The organism is Burkholderia sp. BCC0044 (assembly GCF_902832955.1).
Classification (GTDB): domain Bacteria; phylum Pseudomonadota; class Gammaproteobacteria; order Burkholderiales; family Burkholderiaceae; genus Burkholderia.
Genome location: NZ_CADFDO010000003.1, coordinates 804,422 through 827,887 on the forward strand (window position 1 = coordinate 804,422; position 23,466 = coordinate 827,887).

Below are 23,466 nucleotides of genomic sequence, written 5' to 3' on the forward strand. Positions count from 1 at the left end.
ATTCCCGATTCGACGAGTCTCAATCCTAAGTTAACAAATTTAAGTAGCGCAAGAAGAATTTCACTAGCCATCCATAACAGTCCCTCCCACACGTCTACTTTGCCGGACGCCTTCGTCGTGCTTTCAATTGGGAAACGCACATACAGCTCGCATTTTTACAATTACCAATCGACATCATTCGATACTCAAGGAATTGCGCACCTCGTAAAAACATCAGGTTTAACGCGCGCCTAGAAAATAGAATATTCAGCTTCTCCCAAATTTTGAAAATACCCCTCGTCGATGCAGCTTTGAATAAGCCCAATATCGAACTCATCCGGGCATCATTTCTTACAATTTGATAGGCAAGTTGCCTACCTTTCTGAATGCGGGTGTGCGTGGATAGGTCGGACGCGTGTCGCAACGCGCCGGAAATGTAGAGACGTCCGTCCCAAATGAAGAGGAAGTATCCCTGCTGCGCGAGCCCTGTGGGCTCTCAGAAAAGATGTCTTTGGCCCTCTATACGTATCAAGGACTTAGACATCTTTTCTGAGAAAGCTACATGCCTCTCGTCTCAAAGAAAATGTCCGTGGCCACGGGAATTCTCAGAAAAGGCGTCTTTGGGAATGTCGCAGGCGCTGCCGCGTGGTCTCGACGGAACTTGGCAACAAACGGCGCCATGGAAGTGTATTCCCGCGTCCAGCGGCATCGATCTACTTGTGCGATAAATGTGCAAATAGTGTGCGCCGAGCAATCTGCCATGGATTCCGATCTGACCTGCGACTCAACGCCGCCCCGGAGCTTCGACCGGTTCATGGCGCCCTTGAGGGAGCTAGGGAGCGCCACGCCCATCATCTCTGTGCGCCGCTTCACGGCGTCCTTGCATATCGATATGCAAACGCTTGCACAGCTAGCCCACGTCCATCGCAATACGGTGAACCGCTTGGATGGCTCCGAAGGAGCGCAAAATACGTTCGAGACGCGCTTCGAATCATCCGAGCTGCGACCGATGTCTCCGGCAATGTACCGAGCACGCTCTTTTGGTACCGCAATGAGCCATTGTCAATCTTCGACTACAAGACTGCTGAAAAGTTGGTGTCGGAAGGACGCACCATGCTGATTGCAAAGATGAGCAATCGTTCACCTTATCTCCGAGGCTGATCATCCACGACGCTTCTTCACATAAGGCCGCGCATCTGCGCTCGCCATTGCCTGAACCGTTGAACAAACGCTACACCATTCACTCCTGTTCCTCGGTACGTAACGCCGGCGCCGCAAGGCCATGCTATCCACGTTCGCCGTCTTACCAGTGCACCGCCCCAGTGTGTCGTAGGTGAAATTCAGTCGCCCTCCCGGTCACCGAGAAAAGCCGACCGTGCGAATGCCAACCATCCATGATGGTTGCCGTCGCCCGTGAGATTGCCATTCGGGCCATAGGTCGCCGTGGTAGCCGACCAATTGAATAGTTTTTCGTCGCATGACAAGTGACGCAGCCCAACTAAGGGATTCACAGAAAAATGGGCGCATCATTGCGATTTTTTCTGAAATGGGCGCTTTGATCTATCAACAATCACGCCAGCAACAAAACTAATCCCAGCGATCCAAAACAACAAATCCAAAGAAAGACGTTCACTATTATTAAGATAAGCAACCTTTCCGTGGACGTTATGAGCATATACCCTTAACTCAGAGGGCTCCGGTACTTTCGGTCGAGTGCTCACCAGATAAAACGACAAATAAATCGCCGATAAAAATGTCATTACAGAAACAATCAGAGATATAATCTCGAAATTTCTCCAGAATTTCATAAAACCCCCACTATTTGAAGCGACCTATCGGATTCACCCAAGTATTGGTTGCCCCATTAAATGACGTTACCCCCAACCCCGGTCCGAATGTGGCACCCCCGCCGATCACTAACCCGTCGTCACTCGGCCCCCAAAAACCATCGGCAGAAACGTTAGCACCGGCTCCCAGTCCTGCACTTGCATTCCCAAATGGCCCGCTTAGATCGCAAATCGTCTTGGCGTTTGAAGCCTGGGCACTAACCCCACCAGAAACACCGGCCCCAACACCAACCCCACCTCCACCTCCATAATACGTCCCGATATTTCCTTCAGAGTCGTATGCAACCCCAGCAAAATACGTACCCGATAGCCCAAAAGGAAACGTATAGCTGAAAGAAAAGCCAATCTGTCTCGTCCAATGTCCATTGGGGTCGACAAACAAAACGGGATTGCCGCTTACATAAGCATAAAGATTAGCCCCCGCTGCTAATCCGATCGAATCCTCAGCCACAAAACGGCTGATGCCAGGGTGATAGTACCGCGCCCGGTAGTAGTACAGGCCAGCACCATCATTTTCTCGCCCGGTGTACTGCGCCACATTGGCATTCGCCTCACCAGTCGCGGAAGTATTGCCGTACGGCTCGTAGGTGTAGCTCGTCTTCACCCGCGGTAATTGTCCCCGTCACGTCTGGAGGCACACTACTGAGTGAAAACGTGACGCTACCGGTGCTGTTGGTATACGGGGTCACGAGAACGGTATAGGTAGCGGCCACAGGCAGTGTGATCGCATCGATGAACCCACCGCTACACAGATTCGCGCTACCCGCGACCGTGCCGTCGGCGTTGAGAATCTGAATGGTGCCGCCGTCACAAGAGCCGAAGCTGGAGCTTGTGACCTGCAGGATGACCCTTTGCCCCGGCGTCGCGTCGAATAGGATCATCCCAATCTTATTGGCGGTACCCAACGTGACGGATTGCGAGCTTCCGAGCGACATCCGGCCTGTAACGCCCACATCCGCCGGTACGCGTGTACCGGGCGGCACAAAGAAGTCCTGGCTGCTGGTCGCCTGACCAAAGGGCGTGGTTACAGTAAAGCGACCAGAAGTCGACAATGGTGACACTATGGCTCCAATCGCCGTCGCTGTCGCCGTGGAAACTCTCGCGTTACGAATATTAAGGACGACGCTGTCATCGGTCGTTGTAGTTTGAAAATTAGTACCATTGATCGTAACTGCTGCCCCAGACACTCCTATCGTTGGTGAGAAGCTCGCGATGGTCGGTGCTTGCCCCAAAGCAACGGTGAACACACTATTGCTCGTTGCACTTCCTGCCGGTGAAGTAACGGATATCGGCCCCGTGGTAGCACCTGCCGGTACCGTGGCCACCAATTGGTTCGTTGTCGCGGAAACAATTGTCGCCGCAGTACCGTTAAATGTGACGGCATTCTGACCGGCCGTAGCCGAAAAGCCAGAGCCAGAGATCGTGACGCTCGAGCCGACTGGCCCGCTGCTTGGAGAAAACGAGACGATAGAGACCGCGCTATTGCCGCGAACGATCGACAAGATGTTACCCAGCGCATCGTAGGTGTACGCGGCAGTGTTTCCACCGCTGTCTACCACCCCAACTAGGCGCCCCAGCTCGTCATAGGACAAGTTGTACGTCGAAGCCCATGACGACACGCTGATCGAAAGCAATAGAAGCAATGCCGCGATCAAACCTGCGAGGAAGCTCGAATGATCAAGCCGACTCTTCCACAAGCCCCTTCGATCTTTGGTGGGCCTCCCGCTTTTGGCCCCTTCGCGATGCACTTCTTTCGTTTGACGCAGTGGTAAATTGCTCTGCTGATAGAACTCTGGCGCCCTAATCTCGATCTCAACAAAAATTCGCAGAGCCGGCGCGATTTCTTCAGATGGGCGGCTTTTTATTCAAGGACAACACTTGGAAAGGCGGAGGGCTTTTCTGAGAACCAACAACTGTGGGCTCGCAGAAAAGGTGTCTTTGGGCCCCTAGACATATCAAGGACTTGGACATCTTTTTTGAGAAATCCACATGCCCCTTGTCTCAGAAAAGATGTCCGTGACCCCCGATATTCTCAGAAAAGTTGTCTTTGGGAATGGCACGCCCCTGCCTATGTTCCTCGACTGAATTTGGCGACAAGCAGCGCCGCAAACGGGTGTTTCAGCGACCCGCACCGTCGATACTGATTGTGCTATAACTGTGCAAATAATGTGCACAGAGTGACCTGTCATGAATCCTGATCTGGCCCGCGATTCAACACCGCCCCTCGATTTCGACCAGTTCATGGCGTTCTTGAGGGACTCGGAAAGCGCTGCACCGATCGTCTCGGCACGACGCTTCGCGGCAGCCTTGCGAATCGATATGCAGACACTCGCGCGACTGGCACACGTTCATCGCAATACGCTGAGCCGTCTGGCGGGTTCCGAAAGCGTGCAGCAGTACCTTCGGGAAGCACTCAGAATTATTCGAGCCGCGACCGACATCTCCGGCGACCTGCAGCGGGCGCTCTTCTGGTATCGCAATGCGCCTTTGCCGGTCTTCGACTACAAAACTGCAGAACAACTCGTATCCGAAGGACGCACCGAAGACCTACTGCGCTACGTCACATCGCTCGATGCGGGGGCAGCCGGGTGAGGCCACGCATGCATTGCAGGCCGCCAGAACTCCAGCTACTCTTGCGATGTACCCGGTCAGGTTCGACGTAAGAAAACAGGGAGCGGGGCTTATCGGACTGGACGTTGTTCCGCGGTTTGTTCCCGCCCCACCTCTTCATGTGCCCGCTCAACGAGCGGGCATTGTCGTTTCTGCGACATGCGGCTTGACGGCTCTCAATTCCCACCGGGTCGGGCCGACAATGCGTCAATGAAATATTTCTCGGACGGGTGCAGTGCTAAGGGTAGCGTCATTGCGGACCATCAAGTGATTTGAACAGCTGATCTGCATGCAAGACGCAACGATATTGCGTCTGCCTAGCTCTACCTGACCCAGGGGCCGAAATCGCCACGTCTCGACACTGGCTGCGCCTGCGTGCCGCGTGCGATGCCGACACCGTGCGCCTCTTTCTTCAGCATGGTTGGATCGATCGCGCGCGAGAAACCGTCGATGCGTTGGATTCGCTCATACCCGAGCAGATTCCTATGCCGGTGGGCAGCTTCCTTATCACGTGGGCAAGTTGGTGCGAGATGGAGGCGCGGCTCGAAATTGCCACAGATCAGCCAGGACGAGCTGTCGAACGGCTCGATACATTGAGATACGCCATCATCTCAGCATCGAGTGACGTAGCACTAATTGCCGGACGCCACGATCGTCTCTTCGAATACTGCCTTGAACCAATCGACGAAGGTACGCAGCTTGTTTGGCATATGACGACTCGGGTAATACACGATGCTCACCGGCTTCGTTTCCGCGACGCTACCTCGCATGATCTCCATGAGCGAGCCGTCGTCAAGATGGGAGCGGAGCGCAAAGCGGTAATCCGAGATGATGCCCAGTCCTGCTAGCGCACAGGAAATGACTGCATCCGCGTCGTCCACCATGATCCGGCTCTTCATCACAACCGGCGCGACCTTACCGCCGACGTAGATCTCCCGGGGTTTCAGTCCGGTCCCGTCATCCCATGCGGCTGCCACGGTCATGTGGTCTTTCAGTTCTGCGAGCGTGCGAGGCTCGCCGTAGCGCGTTAGATAGGCGGGCGATGCACACATGATTCGAGCGATCCGTCCCACTTCCTTTGCGATTACACTGTTCTCCCGCACGGTACCGACAAGGATCCTGCAATCAATCGCGTCCTTTGCGAAATCGCATGGGTCGTCGGAGATCGCCATCTCCACATCGAGTTTCGGGAACGCATCAAGCAACGACGGCAGCGCGGGAATCAGCACGCTTTTCGCAATCGCAGAAGAAAGCCCGACCTTGATCCGTCCCTCCGGCGCGCGCCCGGCGCTTGCAGCCTCCGCGTTCATGTTCTCGATCTGTTCCAACACGCGAACGCACGCATCGTAGTAGGCACGGCCCTCTTCGGTCGGACTGACGGTGCGCGTGCTTCGATTCAGAAGGCGCACGCTGGCCTGCTTCTCAAGATACTGAACGAGGCGCGACACAGTGGCGGGCGCGAGATGCAGATGTTTGGCCGCCGTGGTGAAGCTCAAACAGTCGACCACGCGAACAAATGCCTTCATTGCCACCAGGCGGTCCATTACGTCTCCTTTTACGATTACATCGCCCGGTGGATCGACGGCACTTTCATCACGTCATAGCCCCTTGCCACGTCTGCGTCGCATTTACAGCCCGGATAAGCTTTGCGGCACCAGCCCGATAGGCGCATTCAGTGCGGCAAATCGAGGCAAGGTACAGTCGAAGCCATTGACATGTTCGCTTCCCTGGATTGACGAGACATAGGCGCTTTCACGGATCGAATACGCAATGCTTCTATCGCCTCGACACCCCGGGTAATCTGACTCGCCAGTTCCGCAAGTGCGCGCCGGTGGCCGACTACGAGCGCGTCGTAGCCGTCGGCAACCGGTTCCGCGACGCTCGCGCGGCAGGCCATCACGGCCTGCATGCCGAGCGCGCGCACGCTCCACACGGCCTCGACCGCGGCGCGCTTTCCCGGCGACGACTCGAAGCGCTGCACATTCACGCTGATGCGGTACACGGGCACGCCGGGCGGGCGCGCGGAATTCGCGACGTCGATCGTGCCGAGCTGCGCGGCGAGATCGTCCGACAGCGCACGGCGGATCTCGTCGGCAGGCGGCGACGCCCAGCGCTCCTCCTCGAGCACGTCGACCTGCGCAGCATTCTTCTGCACGACCAGTTGGCTCTTCGCGACCTGCTCGGGCACGCCGACCGACGGCACCTCGATCAGGAACGCCGGGTTGGCCGGCGCGGTGCTCAGCGGCGCCGCGGCGTCGGCCGGGCTAAGCGTGTAGAACCGTGCGGGCGGCGAGCTGCACGCGGCAAGCGCGAGTGCGGCGAGCGCCGCCACCGCGCCGCTCGCGAAACTGTTCACTCGTGTCGTCATTGTTCATCTCCTGGCTTGCCCTTGAGCAGCGATTCGGGGTGACGCTCGAGGTAATCGGCGAGCATGTTGAGCGACTGCAGCGTATGCGTGAGTTCCTTCAACGCGCCGCGCACATCGGACTGCAGCGGTGAATCCTGCTGTAGCGTCACCTCCGCAGCGGTAAAGGTCTGCTTGGCTGCCGACAGCGTGTCGCGCGCCTGCGGCGCAACCTGCGTGTCGAGCTGCTTGAACAGCTTGTCTGCATTGCCAAGTGCGCTGTTCAAGTTCGCGCCAATCTGATCGAACGGCACCTTGTCGAGCTTCTTCGCGATATCGGCCACCTGCGACTGCAGTTCGTCGAGCGTGTTCGCAACCGTCGGCAGCTCAACCGTCTCGTGACTAATGTCAAGCTTCACGGCCGGCGCCGTCGGGAAGAAATCGAGCGCGACGTACAGTTGGCTCGTTAGCAGGTTGCCGGTGCGCAACTGTCCTCGCAGCCCGTGCTCAACGAGCCTCTGCAGGATTTGCCGGCGTTCCGGTTCGCCCTTGCTGCGAATCGCGTCCCGGAAACTCTTGCCGAGCCGCTCCGGATACAGATTCATCGTCACCGGCATCTTGAAGCTCTTCGCCTTCGCGTCGTAGTCGATGCCGATATTCGTCACTTCGCCAAGTACGATGCCGCGGAAGTCGATCGGCGCGCCCACCGCAAGTCCGCGCAGCGACTGATTGAAATTCATCACGACCGGCACCCGTTCGCCGTCGGGGTCGCGCATCGCCTGCCCCTCGTCCGACGCGAGCTGGAATACCGTGTCGTGCGCAGCCAGGTCCCCAGGCGACTGGTCGGCCGGAGACTGGAACGCGATGCCGCCTAGAATCACTGTGGCAAGCGACTGCGTGTTCAGTTTCAGGCCGCTCGAATCGAGACGCAGATCGAAGCCGCTCGCCTGCCACCAGCGCGAATTTTCGTGAACATACTGGTCGTAGGGCGCGTTGACGAATACCGTGAACGTGACGCCGGTGCCGAGCTTGTCCAGCGAGAAGCCAACTACCTGCCCGACCTGCACGCGCCGGTAGTAGACGGGCGAGCCGATGTCGACTGAGCCGAGCGAGTCGCCGCGCAGCGTGTACTGCGTGCCGCGCTGGTCACCAGTCACGGCGGGTGGCGTGTCGAGACCAGTGAACGCACGCTCGCTGTCTTTCGAGCGGCCGGCATCGACGCCGATGTAGGCGCCCGACAGCAGCGTGCCGAGCCCCGACACACCAGTCGCGCCGATACGCGGACGCACGACCCAGAACCGCGATCCCTTTACCGCGAAATCCTCTGCTTCCTTCTTGAGCCGGACATCGACCAGTACATGCGACAGATCCTTCGCAAGCCGGATCGCGTCGACCGTGCCGACCTCGACGTCCTTGTACTTGACCTGCGTCTTACCAGGTTCAAGTCCTTCGGCGTTAATGAAGCTAATCGTGATTTCCGGGCCACGCTCGCGCACCGACTTGACGACAAGGCCAATGCCGATCAGGGCGGCGATCAGCGGCACAAGCCAGACAAGCGACGGCAACCAACCGGCGCGCTTCGCGATCACCGGATCAGCAATGGACGGGGGTTGACCGGCACCCGCGTTCGAATCGCGTTGCGGGTTTTGCGGACTATTCATGGCGTGTTCCAGAAATTTCGACGGGATCCCAAATCAGGCGGGGATCGAACTGCAGCGAAGCGATCATCGTCAGAATCACGACCGAGCCGAATGCCAACGCACCAGGTCCGGCGGTGATGACCGCGAGTGACCGGAAGTGGACGAGCGCGACGGTCAGCGTGACGACGAAGATGTCGAGCATCGACCAGCGGCCAATGTGTTCGACGACTCGATAGAGTGTCGTGCGCTGCATCGGCCGCCAGGTAGCACGGCATTGCGCGGTGATCACGAGGATGAGCAGCACGCAGAGTTTGAGCATCGGCACGAGAATGCTAGCGACGAACACGACTACTGCGAGCGGCCAGTCGCCTGACACCCAGAAGTAGACGACTCCGCTCATGATCGTGTCCGACTGAGAACCGACGATCGACGATGTGCGCATCATCGGCAGCAGATTTGCCGGTATGTACAAAATCACGGCAGCGATCAGGAATGCCCAAGTGCGCACCAGGCTGCTCGGGAAGCGCACGTGTAACGCAGTGCCGCAGCGTGTGCAATGCGTCGACACTGCATGCGGATCCGCCGCGAGCGGCTGAACTCGCCCGCAAACGTGGCAGCTCGCCATACCCTCACGAGCAGCAGTCGTCGTCTTCATAGAATTGCCGCCTCGTTGCCGGAGGGCGCCGCATCGCGTAGTTCGTCAGCGAGATCCCACAAAGCACGCGGATCGAACATCACGACGACGGTCAGCATCAAAGTGAGCGCTGCGAAAGCGAACAGCGCCGCCTCGGGTACCACGCGCGCGAGGCTCACCATCTTCACGATCGTGACAAGAATACCTAGCATGAACACCTCGATCATGCCCCACGGACGCACCAGCCCGATCAAGCGCAGTACCATGCCGAACCCGGGTGGAATGCGACCGGCGCGTAGCGGCAGCATCACATAGAGCAGCGCCGCCATCTCTGCAAGCGGAAACAGCAACGTGGCGCAGAACACCATCGCCGCGACGAGGTCCATGCCCTGATTCCACAACGCCGCCAGCGCGCCGAGCAGCGTCGTCTGCACGTGCATGCCGTTCACGTTCATTTCAAGAATCGGAAAAACCTGCGCGATCACGAACGTGATCAGCGCGGCCAGCGTGAGCGCGCAGACGCGGTCGAGTTGCAAAACGCCGCCTCGATAAAGCAGTTCATTGCAACGCGGACAGCGTGCTTGCGTGTTCCCGGCAAGCGGCAGCTTGCGTAGCAACGTGTCGCAGGTATGACAAGCGATCAATACAGTGCGGGACATGCGGCGACACTCGCTCTACAGGTTTCAGGCCATGGGCCACGGATCGACGACGCACGCGTCCAAATCCATTGGCATGGCGCAGTCGCGGCGCAACCCTTCATGCCTCGATCTCACAAATAATTCGCCGGAGAAATCGTCTGAGAAACATCCGTTCCTCCTCAGACAATCGCCCCAGCACGATCCGCTCGGCCTCCGCGACGACGGGCGGAACCCGCTCCGCGATCTCTCTCCCCTTCGGCGTAAGCGATAGATTCAGCGCGCGGCGGTCCCGGCTATCCCGATGCCTCACGATCAGCCCTCGACGTTCCAGATCTTGGGCAAGTCGTGTGAGACGGCTCGTTCCACAACCGAGCGACTTCGCGAGCGCTTGGCACGATATCGCGTCGCTACGCGCGAGATGGGCCAGCGCATTGCCCTGCGAGAATTGAACCCCGAGCGCCGTCAGCATTCTCTCGTTCAATACGTTCCGAATCGAGAGCTGAACGGCCATCATCGTGCGAAAGCCGTCGACCTCGCGCGGCACGTCACGAACGGACGATCGTAGTGACTGTTCGAACATGAGGGGCATTACCGCGGGTTGAGGACGACAGGCGCATCCGACCGGTAGCCACCGCCGAGCGCCTTGGTCAATGCAATGTCCTGGCCGATCCGACGACCGTCGAGATCGAGCAGTGCGACCTGCTCCAGAAGCACGGCCTGCTTCGCTTCCTCCGCGGTCAGGCGACTGCCCAGCCCGCTACGGTAATGCGCGTCTGCGCTGTCCTGCGCAAACGTCACGGCCTGGATCTTCTGCGCCTGCAGCTTCGCTTCCGCGTCAAGGTCCTGCAGCTGGCTGCCCGTCGTGGCAACGTCGCGCACGGCGTTCAATACCGACTGGTTGTATTGCAGGATCAGCAGGTTGCTCGCGTGGCGCGCATTGCCGAGATTCGCGTTGAGTCGGCCGCCATCGAATACCGGCAGGTACAGGCCGGGGACGAGATTGATCTGCTGGCTCGCATGCGTGAACAGGTCACCCAGATGCAGTGCATTGACGCCGAAAAATGCCTTGATGTCGAAACTGGGATAGAACGCGGCCTTCGCCGCGTCGATCTTGTCGAACGACGCTTCCACATACCAGCGCATCGCCTGCAAATCCGGGCGCCGCGCAAGCAGTTCATACGACAGCGTCGTCGGCAGAGACGACGGCGGCTGCGGCAACGGCACGGGCCGGATCTCCGGCAGATCCGTCGGCCCGGCACCGAGCAGCGCACGCAGCGCTTCACGCAACTGCACGATGCGCCCGCGTGCAGCCACCAGCTGCCGCTCCGTCGCCAGCTTCTGCGCGCGAGCGAGCTCCGCCTGCGTCTGCGGCTCGAGCCCGCGTGCGGCGCGCGCGGCGTGCGCATCCATCGAGAACGCGGCCACATCATGCAATTGTTCCAGCAGACCGATGAGGCGATAGGTCGTTTGAATACCGTAGTAGAGCTGCGCGACGTCTGCAGATAGCTCCAGCTCGATCGCCGACGTCTCGGCCACCCGCGCGTTGTGCATACCCAATGCGGCCTCGACCTGCGCACGCTGCTTGCCCCAGATATCGATATCCAGGCTCGCACTCAGGCCAACGATGCCTTCCGTGTACCAGGGTCCGGTCGCGCCCAGCAGCGGCTGATTACCGGAATAGGCGCCCAGGAAGCCGTTGCTCGACACGCGCTCCCGATCCACCGACCCGAGCGCGCTCACCTGCAGGTTGGTCCCCGCCTTCACAAGATCGACGTCGGATTTGGCCTGCGAAACGCGGGTGCGAGCGATCGCCATCGTCGGTGAATCGGCCAACGCCCGCCCGACCAACGAGTCGAGCTGCGGATCGCCGTAGCGCATCCACCAGCGCGCTGACGGCCAGCCGTCCTGCGCCAGGTGTATATCGTCAGTGATGTGGATCCGGTTCGGATCGAGTGTCGTCGTGGGCTTGGCGTCGTGACGAATCAGCGCACACGCGGACAGCCCGCACAGCATCGCCGCGACGGCCAAGCGACGCAACGACGAACAGGAAGGTCGAATCAACGAATCGGTCATGCTTGGGAAGCTCGGGAAGTCAGTACGGAAGCGACGGGTTCAGGCGCCCAAGCGGGTAGCCCCGCTATCTGGCCGGCGAGATCGCCGGCGCGGGTCAGCAGTCGGTCATACGCCATCTGCGACGCATCGCCCCGGCGGGCCGACAGATCCTCCGTGCAGCGATCCGAGAGAGCTGCGATCGATGCACGTGGTGGCGCGTCAATCGTCAACGGGTGCTCGACCAGCGCGTCTGAATAACTGTCGAGTGCACCGGCGAGCTCGGCCTGGAACGCTGCTGTTGCGACAGTGACCTCCGCCGGCAGGTGCCGTGCGTCCCGCTCCGCGGCGAACGCATCGGTCGCCAACAGGATTTCCCGTGTGCGAGCCAGCAAGGTCTGCACACGCAAAGTCAGGCCTTCGTGTTCGCCGTCCGCCATCTGCCACCCCGGTTCGAGCGCGACACGTGCCGACATCGCCTCGTTGTCGCCCAGTTCGGCCCACAGGCCGATCGGGACCGGCCCGGTTGTATCCGAGCGAAGATGCGTACCAATGCGGCGCAGCAGCTTCGCCGCACGCTGACGCAACGCCTCACCCTCGGCCTCTGGCCATAGAAACGCATGAGCGACCGAGGACACGACGACGCCCAGCAGGATGCCGATCATCCGGTCCCGAATTTCCGTGAGATTCGTGGTCGGGCCAAAGTGCTCAAGCACTGCCAGCGAGAACGTAAACATGATTTGCGTACCCGCATAACTGATGCGCTCTGAGCCCGCCGACACCCATGCGGCCAGCGCGATCACTGGCAACGTCATCATCAGCAAGCCAACAATGCCGTCCAGATGTGGCATGCCCCAGACAACCATCGCGAGCGCCAGCACGCTGCCGACCGCCGCTCCACCGATCCGCAGCACGGCACGCTGCGCCGATGCGCCGAGACTCGGTTGCGCGACGATCAAGCAGGTCAGCATCATCGTATGAATGCCCTGCCAGTCGGTCGCGACGTAGAAGACGTAGCTGCACATGGCCGCCATCAGCGTTTTCAGTGCGAACTGCGCATAGACGGGATTACTGACGGCATCCGGCACCAGCATGCGTTCCTTCTCGGCTGTGGATTGAGCTTCGGGTGGTGCGGCCGAACGGTCCGAGAACGTCAGCAACGCGTCGCGCATTTCCGCCAGCGCGCCAGGCAACCCTTCCGACGCCAGTCCAACCAGCGCGTCCGGCGAGACAAAACGGGCGTCCGTCCCAGCCGCATCGGCCAGCCGTCGGACGGCATCGCGCAGCACCGGAAGCGCGTCGGCCACCGATCCAGTGGCCGAGGGTGGAAGATGACCTGCCGCCGCGTACAGGCGCGACACCGTCACCACTCGAGCGAGATGCAATGCCTGGCTCGCACGGTAAGCGGGATCGCGCATCGTCGCGAAGCGGAGCAGCTTCTGCAGCGTCAGCGCACCCACCTGGATGTCGCGTGCCGTCGGGCCGCTCAGCGTCGGTACGCGCTGTTCGAGCGCGATCAAACGCGCGTCGACGGCATTCAGTTGCCCACACAGGGCCGCACGGAGCTGACGCGCCGGTTCTATCGGCAGGAACAGCGTATTAATCAGGAGCGTCACCGCGATCGCATAGTTGACTGCGACCCATACCCAGAGCACGGCGCGCACCAGCAGTTCAGCCTGGTCGGTTTGGTCGACGAAGGTCTGCGAGTAAATGATAACGATGGCAACGACGAAGAACACCACGCCGATCTTCGCCACCCGCATCATGTAGACGCTGAAGAAAAACAGCGCACCGGCTAGTAGTATCCGCAACAGCGGATAGTCGTAGGTGAACTTGAACACCAGGATCGAGCTGCCGACGGCGAGCGTCGACCCGACGACGAACAGGATGCCGATCAGGCGCGTCACCACGACGTTCGCCTGCGTCACGAAGAACACCACGATCAGCGACACCGCGAGCAGCGGCACCTGAAGCGCCATCGACGCAACGATAACGAGCGCGCTGGCGAGCACGCAACGCAGCATCACGTTCATGCGCCCCGGGTACGGGCGAATCTCTCCACCGACGAAGTCCACGAAGCGCTGCAGACAGCTCGGCGATAATTGCGCGGTGCTCATGCCGCGCTCACCGTGCCGTGTCGTGTACAGCGGAGTCGCGCCTGAGCGTCGCGACCGCCGAGGTGCCGACCCGGAACAGGTTTGGATCCGGATCACGCACCGCGATCTTGACCGGGAAGCGCTGCGACACATGCACCCAGTTGATGCTGCGCGCCACGCGTGGCAACCCGTCCAGCACCACGCCACCGTCGTCGGGCAGCACGCCGTAGCTGATCGAATCGATCGTACCGCCGAAGCGTTTTCCGGTATCACTCGTCAGATAGACGGTGGCAGCCATTCCGGCACGTACGCCCTTCAGATCGGTTTCGCGAAAATTCGCTACAACGTACCAATGACGCGTGTCGATCAGCGTAAAGACCGGCTTGAGCGCCGAAGCGAACTGGCCGACCGTCGTGCGCAGGGAAGCCACCCGTCCGTCGAACGGCGCTCGAACTTCGGTGTACTCGAGATTCAATTCGGCGATCGCGATCTGCGCCTCGACTTCCGCACGCTGCGCGACCAGCGCATCCACGCCGCTCACCGCCGCAGCTGCCTGCTGCGCCTGAAGCATCGCCGCGTTCAGCTCCGCCTGCGCCGCGCGCTGCGCGGTTCGTGCCCGGTCGACGTCCTCCGCGGACGTATAGCCCGGCGCGAGAAGCGGCTCCATCCGGTGCAGCGTGTCGGCTGCCTGCACGGCCTGCGCGCGCGAGCGTTCGACCGCCGCCTTGACGGAATCTGCGTTGTACTGCTGCGCATTGACCGTGCGTTGCGTCAGCCCAATCTGCTTGTCGAGCGTAACCAGCCGTGCGCGGGCCTGGTTCAGCGCGTTCTGGTACGGCCGAGGATCGATCCGGAACAGCAGATCGCCCTGCTTCACCGGCTGGTTGTCGCGCACCGGCATCTCGACGATCTTACCGTTGACCTCCGGCACGACGTTGATCGTGTCCGCGTAGACGTATGCGTCATCGGTCGTCGGCGACTGGTCGAGACGCCACACGACGACGCCGAGCAACACCAGCGCGACAATCACGATGAGCCATGCAGGCAGGGACTTTTTGCGCGATGCGCCGGAAGCGTCGGACATAACGGTACGCGGAATCAGTGGGGAAAGAAGAGCAGCCAGAACGCCATCGCGAACGCGGCGGCGAGCGAGGGATAGCTAATCGCCAACGGCGCGAGCAGCGCCCGCTTGCCGCGTTTGCCCAGCACGACGTGGACGATCGAGGTCGCCAGCACGCCGACAACGATACAGAACAGCCAGTCGGGAAAGGCCGCGCCGAACACGGCAACCGACGGTGCGGCCGCACATCCTCCCAGCAGCACGCTGGCCCCAATCGAAACGAAACTCAGGGAGATAGACAGACGCATCGGCAAATGACTCAAGGCAACGGACGAAGGCGGCATGACGACATGACGCGGGGATTGATTCGGCGCTCGAATGAGCGCGACGAGAGAAGGCCGGGGCACGTGCTGCTCGACGCCACGCCTCCCTTCTGCCTCCGCGCCGAGAGCACATGGCGGATCGCACATCAGCAACGCGCGACTCGCTTCGGGATGGTAATCGCGTCGCGGCTCCGATAAAACCGTGAAATGAACTATTGCGATTGTGCGTTCTCACAAATTTGTGGAAATACACAAAACAATTTGTCGAATCAAACAATGAACGATCACGCCTGCGCTCACACATCGCATCGCCACGACTCGTCCATCGAGTGCGACTAATATTTATGTTGACGTCGCAAACCGATGTTGACTATAAAAATGTCCGTTAGCGTTTGAGGGCAAACTTGCGGTGAAAATCTGCGACGCCCTCCATCAGGTGTCGGCTGACACGTGATCAACTCCCTCCCCGACGGGTACGTGAAGACTGATCGTGCAGAGACGACAACGCACGCTCCCGGATGTGACGGCCGTGCATCGTCAACGAAAATGATTGGAATTGGCCCTGTCAGCCTCCTCGAAGACGTATGCTTTGGTATCCGTCTCGTCACCATCAAGCCGCGCAATCGTCTCGAACGTGCCCGTCAGTGTCTCCGGCACACGATCCAGCCGCGCGAAGCCGTCGCTAGGAGCGAAATCGCATGACTACAGCCATTCCCGACATTTCGCCGGCCTTGCGTCAGTGGATCACGGGCATTGCCGAGCACAACGCCGACTTCATCGAGCGGGTATACAGGGCGCTAATGAATGTCAAACCCTATGCTGATCTCGATTCGACGACGAAGCTGGACATCCGTGATCAGATCGCGCTGTCGTCACAGCTTTGGCTCGACAGCCTGCTATCGGGCACGATGCCGTCGGATGCGGCGCTTGAGGAGTTCCGCGCACATGGGCGTCGGCGCGTCTACCAAGGCGTTCCGCTCGAATCGCTGTTGCGCGCATTCCGGCTTGGATCCCGTGAACTGTGGTGCTTCTATATTGGTCTCGCGGAAAAAAACGACACGCTTCGAGACGACCTCCTGTTCCGAATCTCCCCGTATCTGATGGAGTTCTTCGACATCCTGTCGCAGGAAATGGCCCAGACCTTCCTCGAAGAACAATACAAACAGGCGCGTTGGCGGGAATCGTTGCGCTATCAGTTGCACGGCATCATCTTCAACTTTCCAGACGATACCGATGAATTCGACAAGACCGCGGCTGCGCTGCGCCTCGACGTCTCGGTACCACGAACCGCTCTGGCCGTCGACATCGAATCAATCGACAGCAATTCGGCCAATTTCAAGAATGAGATCGAGCGTGTCGTAGCAGCAACCGCCCGACGCCTACGGCTGCCCGTCGACGATATCTTCGACGTCTGGTTTCGTGGGCAATTGCTCATATGGATACCCATGCGGCCTGACGAGGCAACCTGGAAAAGTGATCTTCAACTGGCACGGCAAATCGCCTCGATTGCGGACGCACTACCGGAAGTCAAGGCCATCGGCATCGGGCTGCCGGGAGAAGGTGCGCCAGGCTGGGCGATGTCCGCCAATGAAGCGAGCCGGGCGCTCAGCTTTGGCCGGGAGCATGTAGATAACGAGCGCGTACGTCTGTACTCGGAGATCGCGGTTGAGGAAAGCATACGCGGCACGAAACGCGCGCTTACCTATCTGACATCGCTAATCGACCAATTGGCCAGCGAGCCCGACTTACTCGAAACACTCCGCACTTTCTTCAATCAACTTCAGCGGCGCAAGGCAACGGCGAGTGTCCTGGGGATCCATCCCAACACGCTCAATTACCGCCTTGAGCGCATCGAAAACATGCTCGGCGCGCGTCTGGACGACTCTAGCTGGATCTCAAAACTAGATATTGCGCTCAAGTTGCGCACCTCGGCCAAATGACGGTCGTTGATGGCTTGCCCGCGTATTTACTTCGCGGGACAGCATCCTGTTCCGTTCTCCTCCACGCTCCCTCACGACAACATCACCATGGAAAGCTGGACGATCGGCGTGCTTCTCGGCATGGCCAACATTCTGGTTCATGCGGCAGCTATGGTATTTCTCGCCGTCATCGCACGTCGACTACGCTGCGCGCTCGACATGCAACGCCATACCATTCACACACAACTGCGAAAACTGGTTGGCATCGTCGCCTTCGTCTGCATCGCTCTTGGCCTACTCCACACGTTGGAGGCGGCCATATGGGCCATTGTTTTCGTCCAGCTCAAAGCCATTGGCTCGTTTGGCGACGCGCTGTTCTTCTCGATCGATACGATGGCGACACGCGGCGCGTCGGGCCTCTCACTGACCGAAAATTGGCGGATGCTGGGTGCGATCGAGTCATCCGACGGCGTGCTGCTGTTTGGCATGTCGACTGCATTCATTTTCGCCGTAATTCAGGCCGACTTCTCAGCGATCACTCAGACGCTACAACGTCCGCCACCGTCCCGCTAGCGGGTGCACACCACGCATGATCCATCGGATATCGATATGCGTGGGTGTGCCTGATACCTCCACGAATTGCACGTTACCGAGACGTCCGCAACGAATATGGGTGCCGGATAGAGGTCTCGAATAGCCCCTATTTATTCGCTTTGAAGCTCCATGTGAAGACAAACTCGGCAACCAGATCACCCTGACCGTCGATTCCCACACTCCGCATCCGGAGAACCTGTGGTTCCCTGGTATTGATAGCATTTTCAATTATGGCGTCTACATCTACGCCTTGGTCACAACTAAAAATTATCTTCCCGACTGCCTTCTTGGTGAATCTGGCTTCCAGATTAACGACCAGCACAGCGATTCGTCGCTTCGACGCCCGAATCTTGGATATACAAAGGGTGCCTGTCGAGAACTCGGCTGCCATTCCCTCCACCGCCCAGAACATGCTCTTGAACGGGTTCTGGTTCAGCCAACCAAATTTCACTTCCATCTGGCAGGATCTATTGTCCAGATGGCGAATTCTCACACCAGCGATCCAAGCGATCGGCACCTTGGTCAGAATAAAGGCATTGAACGCCAATTTCTTCATATAATCTCCTGCTTAGATCTCTGTCTGGACGGTTTTAGCAGCGGAGGAATGACTTCAGTGGCTGAAGCCCTGATCGGAAGATCTCGGACGCGCGGGAACATTGCTGCCTGATCTTGCTAACATGGGTGGTGATCGGTCAAATCTCCTCGATGGCTCCGATTGCCACGGAAATCGCCATAGGTAATGATCGCTGGAATTCGATACGTCAAGCCACGAGCATAAGTACGGATGCGTGAAGCAACACCCCCACGATTCCGCCAACGAACGTGCCATTGATCCGGATATATTGAAGGTCACAACCGATCTCGGATTCGACCTTCCGGCTCACCATCTCTGTATCCCAGCCTTTCACGACCTCGACGATCAACAGTGACAATTGATGTCGATGACGTACGATCAGTTCACGAGCAAGCATGCGCAACCACGCGTTAAGTTTGCGCTGAATCGCCGGCTCCCTGCTCAAGGTTGCACCCAGGGAACCAAGGAGACTGCCGATAGCACCACGAATCACGGAACGCTCGCGCTCGAGATCGCTTTCCACCTGCCGGCGAAAGTACTCCAATAAGATGCGATAGACGTCCTCGTTCCCGAAACGACCAACAAAGTCACGCACCACCAGTCGTCCTGCGCGCCTCAACGCGGGTGAAGTAAGCAACTGGGCAATCCAATGCTGGATGCCAGCATCGAACTGTCGTCGGAGCTCGTGCTCGGGATCTGATGCAACTTCGCGAAGCAGCGCGACAATCCCTTCTAGAAATTTTCGAACGATGTAAGCATCAAATGGCGCGGGCGTATATCTCGACGCCGCACTGAATTTGGCTCCGATGACACCGGCATTGTTCATTAACCACTTCTCCACTACCGGCAGTCCCTGGTCGAGTAGCGACTGATGAAGCTTTCTCTCGACCATGGCCTTTGCAATGAATCCAGCGATCCGGCACACATCGAGCGTGCGCAATTGCGGCCTGACTACGTAATCGAAGCAATATCCGATATCTGCTTCGTCAATCTCACTCAACAGACCCGGCAGCGACGTACTCGCGACATCGGCAATTGTTCTCTGATTCTCCGGTTCTGAGATCCACACGGCCACGGCTTGCGCGGCGTTGTAGTTGCTCAGTCGACTCGCAATAAGTTCGGGCTCCAGGAAGTTCCTCTCAACGAAACTACCAAGACTCTCAGCGATCCGATTCTGATTCTTGGGTACGATGCCTGTATGCGGAATAGGCAAGCCGAACGGACGCCGAAACAATGAAACAACAGCATACCAATCCGCGATCGCGCCAACCAGGCCGGCTTCAGAGAAAGCCTGCAGCCATGAAAGCCATGGATAGTTCCGCCGCCACGTTACGCTCACGATCAACAGAACTGCCATTCCCGTAAGCAGGTACGTCGCAATTCGCCGCATCCGGATAAGGCGCAACGCGCCCTCATGTTCGGTGGCGCCCGTCGCCGAGCGGCTCGCAGCCTCCCCGCCCTTTGCGAAGACATTCAACATTCCGCCTGCTGAAGAAATCTCGTCACCACGGGTGCCACCTCTCTCGCACGCGTGATCGGAAACAAGTGCCCATCGTCGACAACATGCAACGTCGCGTGCCGGATACGCGCCACGAGAATTTTCGCGTTCGTCAAAGGCACAATTGGGTCGTCGTTGCCGTGCATGACGAGCGTTGTCTGGCGCAATGTGCCGAGCCACGGCAAACTGCTCCATCCCGTTACGGCCAGTAGTTGATAGAGATAGCCGCGCCCACGCGGAGGTTGAATGTGTTGGCTATGCGACTTGAGCAGTGAAGGATCTTTCCGGTACACCCCGCCGTAGATCTCTCCGCCAACTCTCTCGAGATAGTCTGGATCGGTATAGCGTCTCGGGCCGATCATCTTCGACAACACGGACAGCTTGCCCGGCACCATGATGACACCCGGAGACGTCGATGCGAGAATCAGTCGACGACAGCGATCGGGGTACAGATGTGCGAACTGTTGCGCCAGTGCGCCTCCCCACGACACGCCAAGCACATCTACGGGCCCATCGTACCCCAGTCTCGACAGCAGTTTGTCCGTCAAGACCGACAGCGACGAGAATCGATAGGGCACAATCGGCACGGGAGAGCCTCCCACGCCAGGGATGTCAAAAATGACGACACCTATATCTCCGAGCGCTGCAACGAACGGCTCGACGAGTTCGAGATTGGCGCCGATGCCATTGAAGATGACAAGCGGCGGTGATACGCTGCTCCCTTGCCGCGTGGCGACTCTGAGCATCTGGCCATCCAGATCAATCATTCTGATCTGCATGCCACAAGTCGATTCGAATGACGTGCACGTCTCTGACATACGGCGACCTTCCTGCAAGTTTTCCATAAGGGATTCGGCAAGCCGAATCCCGGCATCACGCTACTTCTTCGCCGCCAAGGTAGCCTTCAGTTCCTCGACGTGTCCCGCCACCCGCTTAGTGATCACGGCGATGCTGTCTGACTGCGTGCGATACGCCGTGTCTGCGAGTTCGCGCATATCGACCATCGCCTTATGCAGAGCCTGTTGAACCAGCTCGCCCGCATTCTTCGGGGAATCGCCGGAAGCTGCCAGGTTCGTAACGAACGACTGCAATTCCGTGAGCGTCGTCTGCAAAATCTCGGCCTGCTTCTCGACCAGCGATTGCATTCCCCCGAGCGCGGTCGTATTCGCCGCGGCAAGCGCTTCGATGTCTTTGCGACTGGATTCGAGCAGCGCACCGGGATCGATACCCGGCAACTTGAACTGCCCGATAACCTTCGTGTACTCCGAAAAAATGCTCTTGACGTTGGTCGGATCCATATAGGAATCTCCACTGTTCGACGTTGAAAGAATGTGATCGGTCACGCGCTCACATACGTACCTGGCGCCTTTGCGCCTGAGGGGTAACGTTCGCTACCCAGCACGGCAGGTGCCGCGCGTCGTTCGCCGGAACGCTCGCGCAACCAGTCCACCCAGTTGCCCCACCACGAGTCCTTTTCCGGCTGCGAGCGCTCGAGCCACGCATCAGCGCTTGCCGGCAACTCGGGATTCAGGAAGTACTTCGCCTTCGGATTGCCGGGCGGATTGACCAGGCTCTGGATGTGCCCGCTTGAACTCAATACAAATCGCGTATTGCCGCCGAAGGTGCGAGCTGTGTTGTAGACGCCTTTCCACGGCGTAATGTGATCGGTCATGCCGGCGACGACATACTTGTCGCAGGTCACGCCCGACAGGTCGATCGGAGTGCCAAGTACCGTCAACGCATTCGGTTTGCTAAACAGATTCCCCGAGAAGATGTCCAGCAGTTGACCATGCAGACGCGCCGGCAGCCGCGTCGTGTCGTTGTTCCAGTAGAGAACGTCGAAGGCCGGGGGCGCCTTACCCAACAGATAGTTGTTGACCCAGTAGTTCCACACCAGATCGTTGGGACGCATCCATGCGAAGACACGTCCCATCTCCTCTCCTGAGAGTACGCCCTTCGACCGACTGTTCTGCTTTGCTGCTTCAATGGCCTCCGGTGTCGCGAAAAGACCAAGCTGCGAATCCGTTGAATTGTCGAGCACGGCCACCATCAGGGTCGCCGCATTGACCATCTTTTCGTTTCCAGCAGCCAGATAGCCCAGGAGCGCGGAAATGGCCATTGCCCCGGAACACGCACCGTGGAGGTTGACATCCTCACTTCCAGTAATTTCGCGCACCGCCTCGATCGCTTCAAGCAGTGCACCGACGTAGGTATCGAGATCCCAATGGCTTTGTCGCGCAGTGGGATTGCGCCAGCTCACGACGAACACCTGAAACTCGTTCTTGACGAGGAACTCCACGATGCTCTTACCCTTCGCCAAATCAAACACATAGAACTTGTTGATTTGCGGCGGCACGATCAACTGAGGGCGACAATGAACATGATCTGTCGCCGGCGCGTACTGGATCAATTCCAGCACTTCGTTGCGAAACACCACCGCCCCCGGCGAGGTAGAGAGATTTTCTCCAACCTTGAACGCTGTCTTGTCGACCTGCGACGGCATCCCCTGGTTCTGCAACATGTCTACCAGGAAGTTCCTCATACCTCCGATGAGGTTCGCGCCACCTGATTCGACGATCTTCTTCATTACCGCAGGATTGCCCAACAGTGTGTTCGTGGGCGACAGCGCTTCCGTGAACAACGACATCACGAACAGCGCGCGCTCCTTGCTTTTCGGATCCAGTGCAGAACGCTCGACGAACCCTGACAGCGCGTTGCGCCATGCAAGATAGCCTTGCATCGTCAATCGGTACATCGCGTTCTCATGCCAGGCCGGGTCCGCGAAGCGCTTGTCACCTTTCGAAGCGTTAAATTCCGCGCCGCACAGAGCTGCCACGAGATCGCGAACAAGCGCGGCTTCTTGCTCCAGAACAAGCGAAGGTTGCCTCAGCGCTTGTGCCCCGATCAACTGAGTGGTCGCCACAATATCGGACGACCGCAGCCCGACGAATGGGTTCGGCCCGAGCATGCCTTCTGCAGCCGCCGCGGCAAGATCATCGGCCGCCTCGTTGCGCGGCTCACCGTCGGTATTTCTTGTCATCTCGATGCTCCTTGAACAGGGTGGCTCGCGTCGTTTCCTGTGCCAGTCACACAACCAGCATGACCAGAGACTCCGCGATCAGGGCCGGCTTGTCCTCGCCCTCGATTTCAAGTTCACTCACCGTCTTGAGGATGACGCGACGTCCGCCCTCCCGCTTCTCAACCGACGCGAGAGTCATCCTGCTACGCACACGCTTGCCGGCCCTGACCGGTGTCATGAACCGAACCTTGTCCAGTCCATAGTTGAGCCCGGCCGCTGCGTCATGCGGAATAGCGCCGATCTCGATTGCCAGCGCAGCCAACAGGGAAAGCGTCAGATAACCATGCGCGATGGTTCCGCCATACGGACTCTCGCGTTCGGCCCGCACCAAGTCCGTATGGATCCATTGGTGGTCGCCAGTACATTTCGCGAAGTCGTTGATTCGCTCCTGATCGATCAGAACCCAACCAGACACGCCCAGCTCGTGCCCAATGAAATCCTCGATCGTCGCAACGCTGTATTCCTTGATACCCATCGTGCCCCCTGGAATCCAGATATCAGACAATGCCGGAACACCGTTCCGGCCGTGTTACCAGCTTCCATCGTTCGCTTCTCGACTTCACACCTCAAATACGATGTAGT

At 58.9% G+C, this 23,466-nt stretch carries 21 protein-coding genes; 3 read left to right on the forward strand and 18 right to left on the reverse strand.

Annotated features, from left to right (window positions below; genetic code table 11):
• Positions 1–1,797: 1,797 nt before the first annotated feature.
• Entirely contained in the window at positions 1,798–2,430 is a 633-nt protein-coding gene (locus HWX14_RS20600) for an RHS repeat-associated core domain-containing protein (protein ID WP_175884245.1), read from the reverse strand.
• Positions 2,378–3,523 carry an IPT/TIG domain-containing protein gene (locus tag HWX14_RS20605; protein ID WP_244130284.1) on the reverse strand — a complete coding sequence of 382 codons (1,146 nt, stop codon included), beginning with the start codon at positions 3,521–3,523 and terminating at the stop codon, positions 2,378–2,380. Before HWX14_RS20605 ends, HWX14_RS20600 begins: the two co-directional genes overlap by 53 nt.
• Before the next feature lie 490 nt (positions 3,524–4,013).
• Here HWX14_RS20605 and HWX14_RS20610 point away from each other — a divergent pair, with 490 nt between their 5' ends.
• Positions 4,014–4,418, forward strand: coding sequence for a DUF2384 domain-containing protein (locus HWX14_RS20610; protein ID WP_175884246.1), 405 nt, complete (start codon positions 4,014–4,016; stop codon positions 4,416–4,418).
• A gap of 650 nt (positions 4,419–5,068) precedes the next feature.
• On the opposite strand, the gene HWX14_RS20615 is transcribed toward HWX14_RS20610, so the two are convergent.
• The 10 genes from HWX14_RS20615 to HWX14_RS20660 form a co-directional block, all read right to left on the reverse strand.
• Positions 5,069–5,980: a LysR family transcriptional regulator gene (locus HWX14_RS20615; RefSeq protein WP_175884247.1), complete on the reverse strand. Its 912-nt coding sequence runs from the start codon at positions 5,978–5,980 to the stop codon at positions 5,069–5,071.
• A 128-nt stretch (positions 5,981–6,108) separates the two neighbouring features.
• A complete protein-coding gene (locus tag HWX14_RS20620) occupies positions 6,109–6,804 on the reverse strand; it encodes a PqiC family protein (RefSeq protein WP_175884248.1) in 696 nt (231 codons plus the stop codon).
• Complete coding sequence (locus HWX14_RS20625; RefSeq protein ID WP_175884249.1) at positions 6,801–8,441, reverse strand: MlaD family protein; 1,641 nt, start codon at positions 8,439–8,441, stop codon at positions 6,801–6,803. The genes HWX14_RS20620 and HWX14_RS20625 overlap by 4 nt, the downstream gene beginning before the upstream one ends.
• On the reverse strand, positions 8,434–9,075 hold the full coding sequence (locus HWX14_RS20630) for a paraquat-inducible protein A (protein WP_175884250.1): 642 nt from the start codon (positions 9,073–9,075) through the stop codon (positions 8,434–8,436). The genes HWX14_RS20625 and HWX14_RS20630 overlap by 8 nt, the downstream gene beginning before the upstream one ends.
• The gene (locus HWX14_RS20635; RefSeq protein ID WP_175884251.1) at positions 9,072–9,713 is read right to left on the reverse strand and encodes a paraquat-inducible protein A; all 642 of its coding nucleotides are present in this window, start codon (positions 9,711–9,713) and stop codon (positions 9,072–9,074) included. The genes HWX14_RS20630 and HWX14_RS20635 overlap by 4 nt, the downstream gene beginning before the upstream one ends.
• A gap of 97 nt (positions 9,714–9,810) precedes the next feature.
• Complete coding sequence (locus HWX14_RS20640; RefSeq protein WP_244130285.1) at positions 9,811–10,272, reverse strand: MarR family transcriptional regulator; 462 nt, start codon at positions 10,270–10,272, stop codon at positions 9,811–9,813.
• Between the two features lie 8 nt (positions 10,273–10,280).
• On the reverse strand, positions 10,281–11,765 hold the full coding sequence (locus tag HWX14_RS20645) for an MdtP family multidrug efflux transporter outer membrane subunit (protein WP_175884253.1): 1,485 nt from the start codon (positions 11,763–11,765) through the stop codon (positions 10,281–10,283).
• Positions 11,762–13,858 (reverse strand): multidrug efflux transporter permease subunit MdtO, encoded by a 2,097-nt coding sequence (gene mdtO / locus HWX14_RS20650; protein WP_175884254.1) that lies wholly within the window; start codon positions 13,856–13,858, stop codon positions 11,762–11,764. The genes HWX14_RS20645 and mdtO overlap by 4 nt, the downstream gene beginning before the upstream one ends.
• Positions 13,859–13,865: 7 nt before the next feature.
• Positions 13,866–14,921: a multidrug transporter subunit MdtN gene (gene mdtN, locus HWX14_RS20655; RefSeq protein WP_175884255.1), complete on the reverse strand. Its 1,056-nt coding sequence runs from the start codon at positions 14,919–14,921 to the stop codon at positions 13,866–13,868.
• Positions 14,922–14,935: 14 nt separating this feature from the next.
• Positions 14,936–15,205, reverse strand: coding sequence for a YtcA family lipoprotein (locus HWX14_RS20660; protein WP_175884256.1), 270 nt, complete (start codon positions 15,203–15,205; stop codon positions 14,936–14,938).
• 713 nt (positions 15,206–15,918) lie between these two features.
• Here HWX14_RS20660 and HWX14_RS20665 point away from each other — a divergent pair.
• Both HWX14_RS20665 and HWX14_RS20670 read left to right on the forward strand, forming a co-directional pair.
• Positions 15,919–17,160 carry a helix-turn-helix domain-containing protein gene (locus HWX14_RS20665; RefSeq protein WP_175884257.1) on the forward strand — a complete coding sequence of 414 codons (1,242 nt, stop codon included), beginning with the start codon at positions 15,919–15,921 and terminating at the stop codon, positions 17,158–17,160.
• Between the two features lie 87 nt (positions 17,161–17,247).
• Complete coding sequence (locus HWX14_RS20670; RefSeq protein ID WP_175884258.1) at positions 17,248–17,712, forward strand: two pore domain potassium channel family protein; 465 nt, start codon at positions 17,248–17,250, stop codon at positions 17,710–17,712.
• A gap of 127 nt (positions 17,713–17,839) precedes the next feature.
• On the opposite strand, the gene HWX14_RS20675 is transcribed toward HWX14_RS20670, so the two are convergent.
• The 6 genes from HWX14_RS20675 to HWX14_RS20700 form a co-directional block, all read right to left on the reverse strand.
• The gene (locus tag HWX14_RS20675; protein WP_175884259.1) at positions 17,840–18,289 is read right to left on the reverse strand and encodes a DUF4442 domain-containing protein; all 450 of its coding nucleotides are present in this window, start codon (positions 18,287–18,289) and stop codon (positions 17,840–17,842) included.
• A 205-nt stretch (positions 18,290–18,494) separates the two neighbouring features.
• Positions 18,495–19,787 (reverse strand): DUF445 family protein, encoded by a 1,293-nt coding sequence (locus tag HWX14_RS20680; protein ID WP_244130286.1) that lies wholly within the window; start codon positions 19,785–19,787, stop codon positions 18,495–18,497.
• Positions 19,781–20,572 carry a poly(3-hydroxyalkanoate) depolymerase gene (gene phaZ, locus HWX14_RS20685; protein ID WP_347879830.1) on the reverse strand — a complete coding sequence of 264 codons (792 nt, stop codon included), beginning with the start codon at positions 20,570–20,572 and terminating at the stop codon, positions 19,781–19,783. Before phaZ ends, HWX14_RS20680 begins: the two co-directional genes overlap by 7 nt.
• A gap of 111 nt (positions 20,573–20,683) precedes the next feature.
• A complete protein-coding gene (phaP, locus tag HWX14_RS20690; protein WP_059863597.1) occupies positions 20,684–21,103 on the reverse strand; it encodes a TIGR01841 family phasin in 420 nt (139 codons plus the stop codon).
• Between the two features lie 41 nt (positions 21,104–21,144).
• Positions 21,145–22,845 carry an alpha/beta fold hydrolase gene (locus HWX14_RS20695; RefSeq protein WP_175884260.1) on the reverse strand — a complete coding sequence of 567 codons (1,701 nt, stop codon included), beginning with the start codon at positions 22,843–22,845 and terminating at the stop codon, positions 21,145–21,147.
• A gap of 46 nt (positions 22,846–22,891) precedes the next feature.
• Complete coding sequence (locus HWX14_RS20700) at positions 22,892–23,359, reverse strand: MaoC family dehydratase (RefSeq protein ID WP_175884261.1); 468 nt, start codon at positions 23,357–23,359, stop codon at positions 22,892–22,894.
• Positions 23,360–23,466 lie beyond the last annotated feature (107 nt).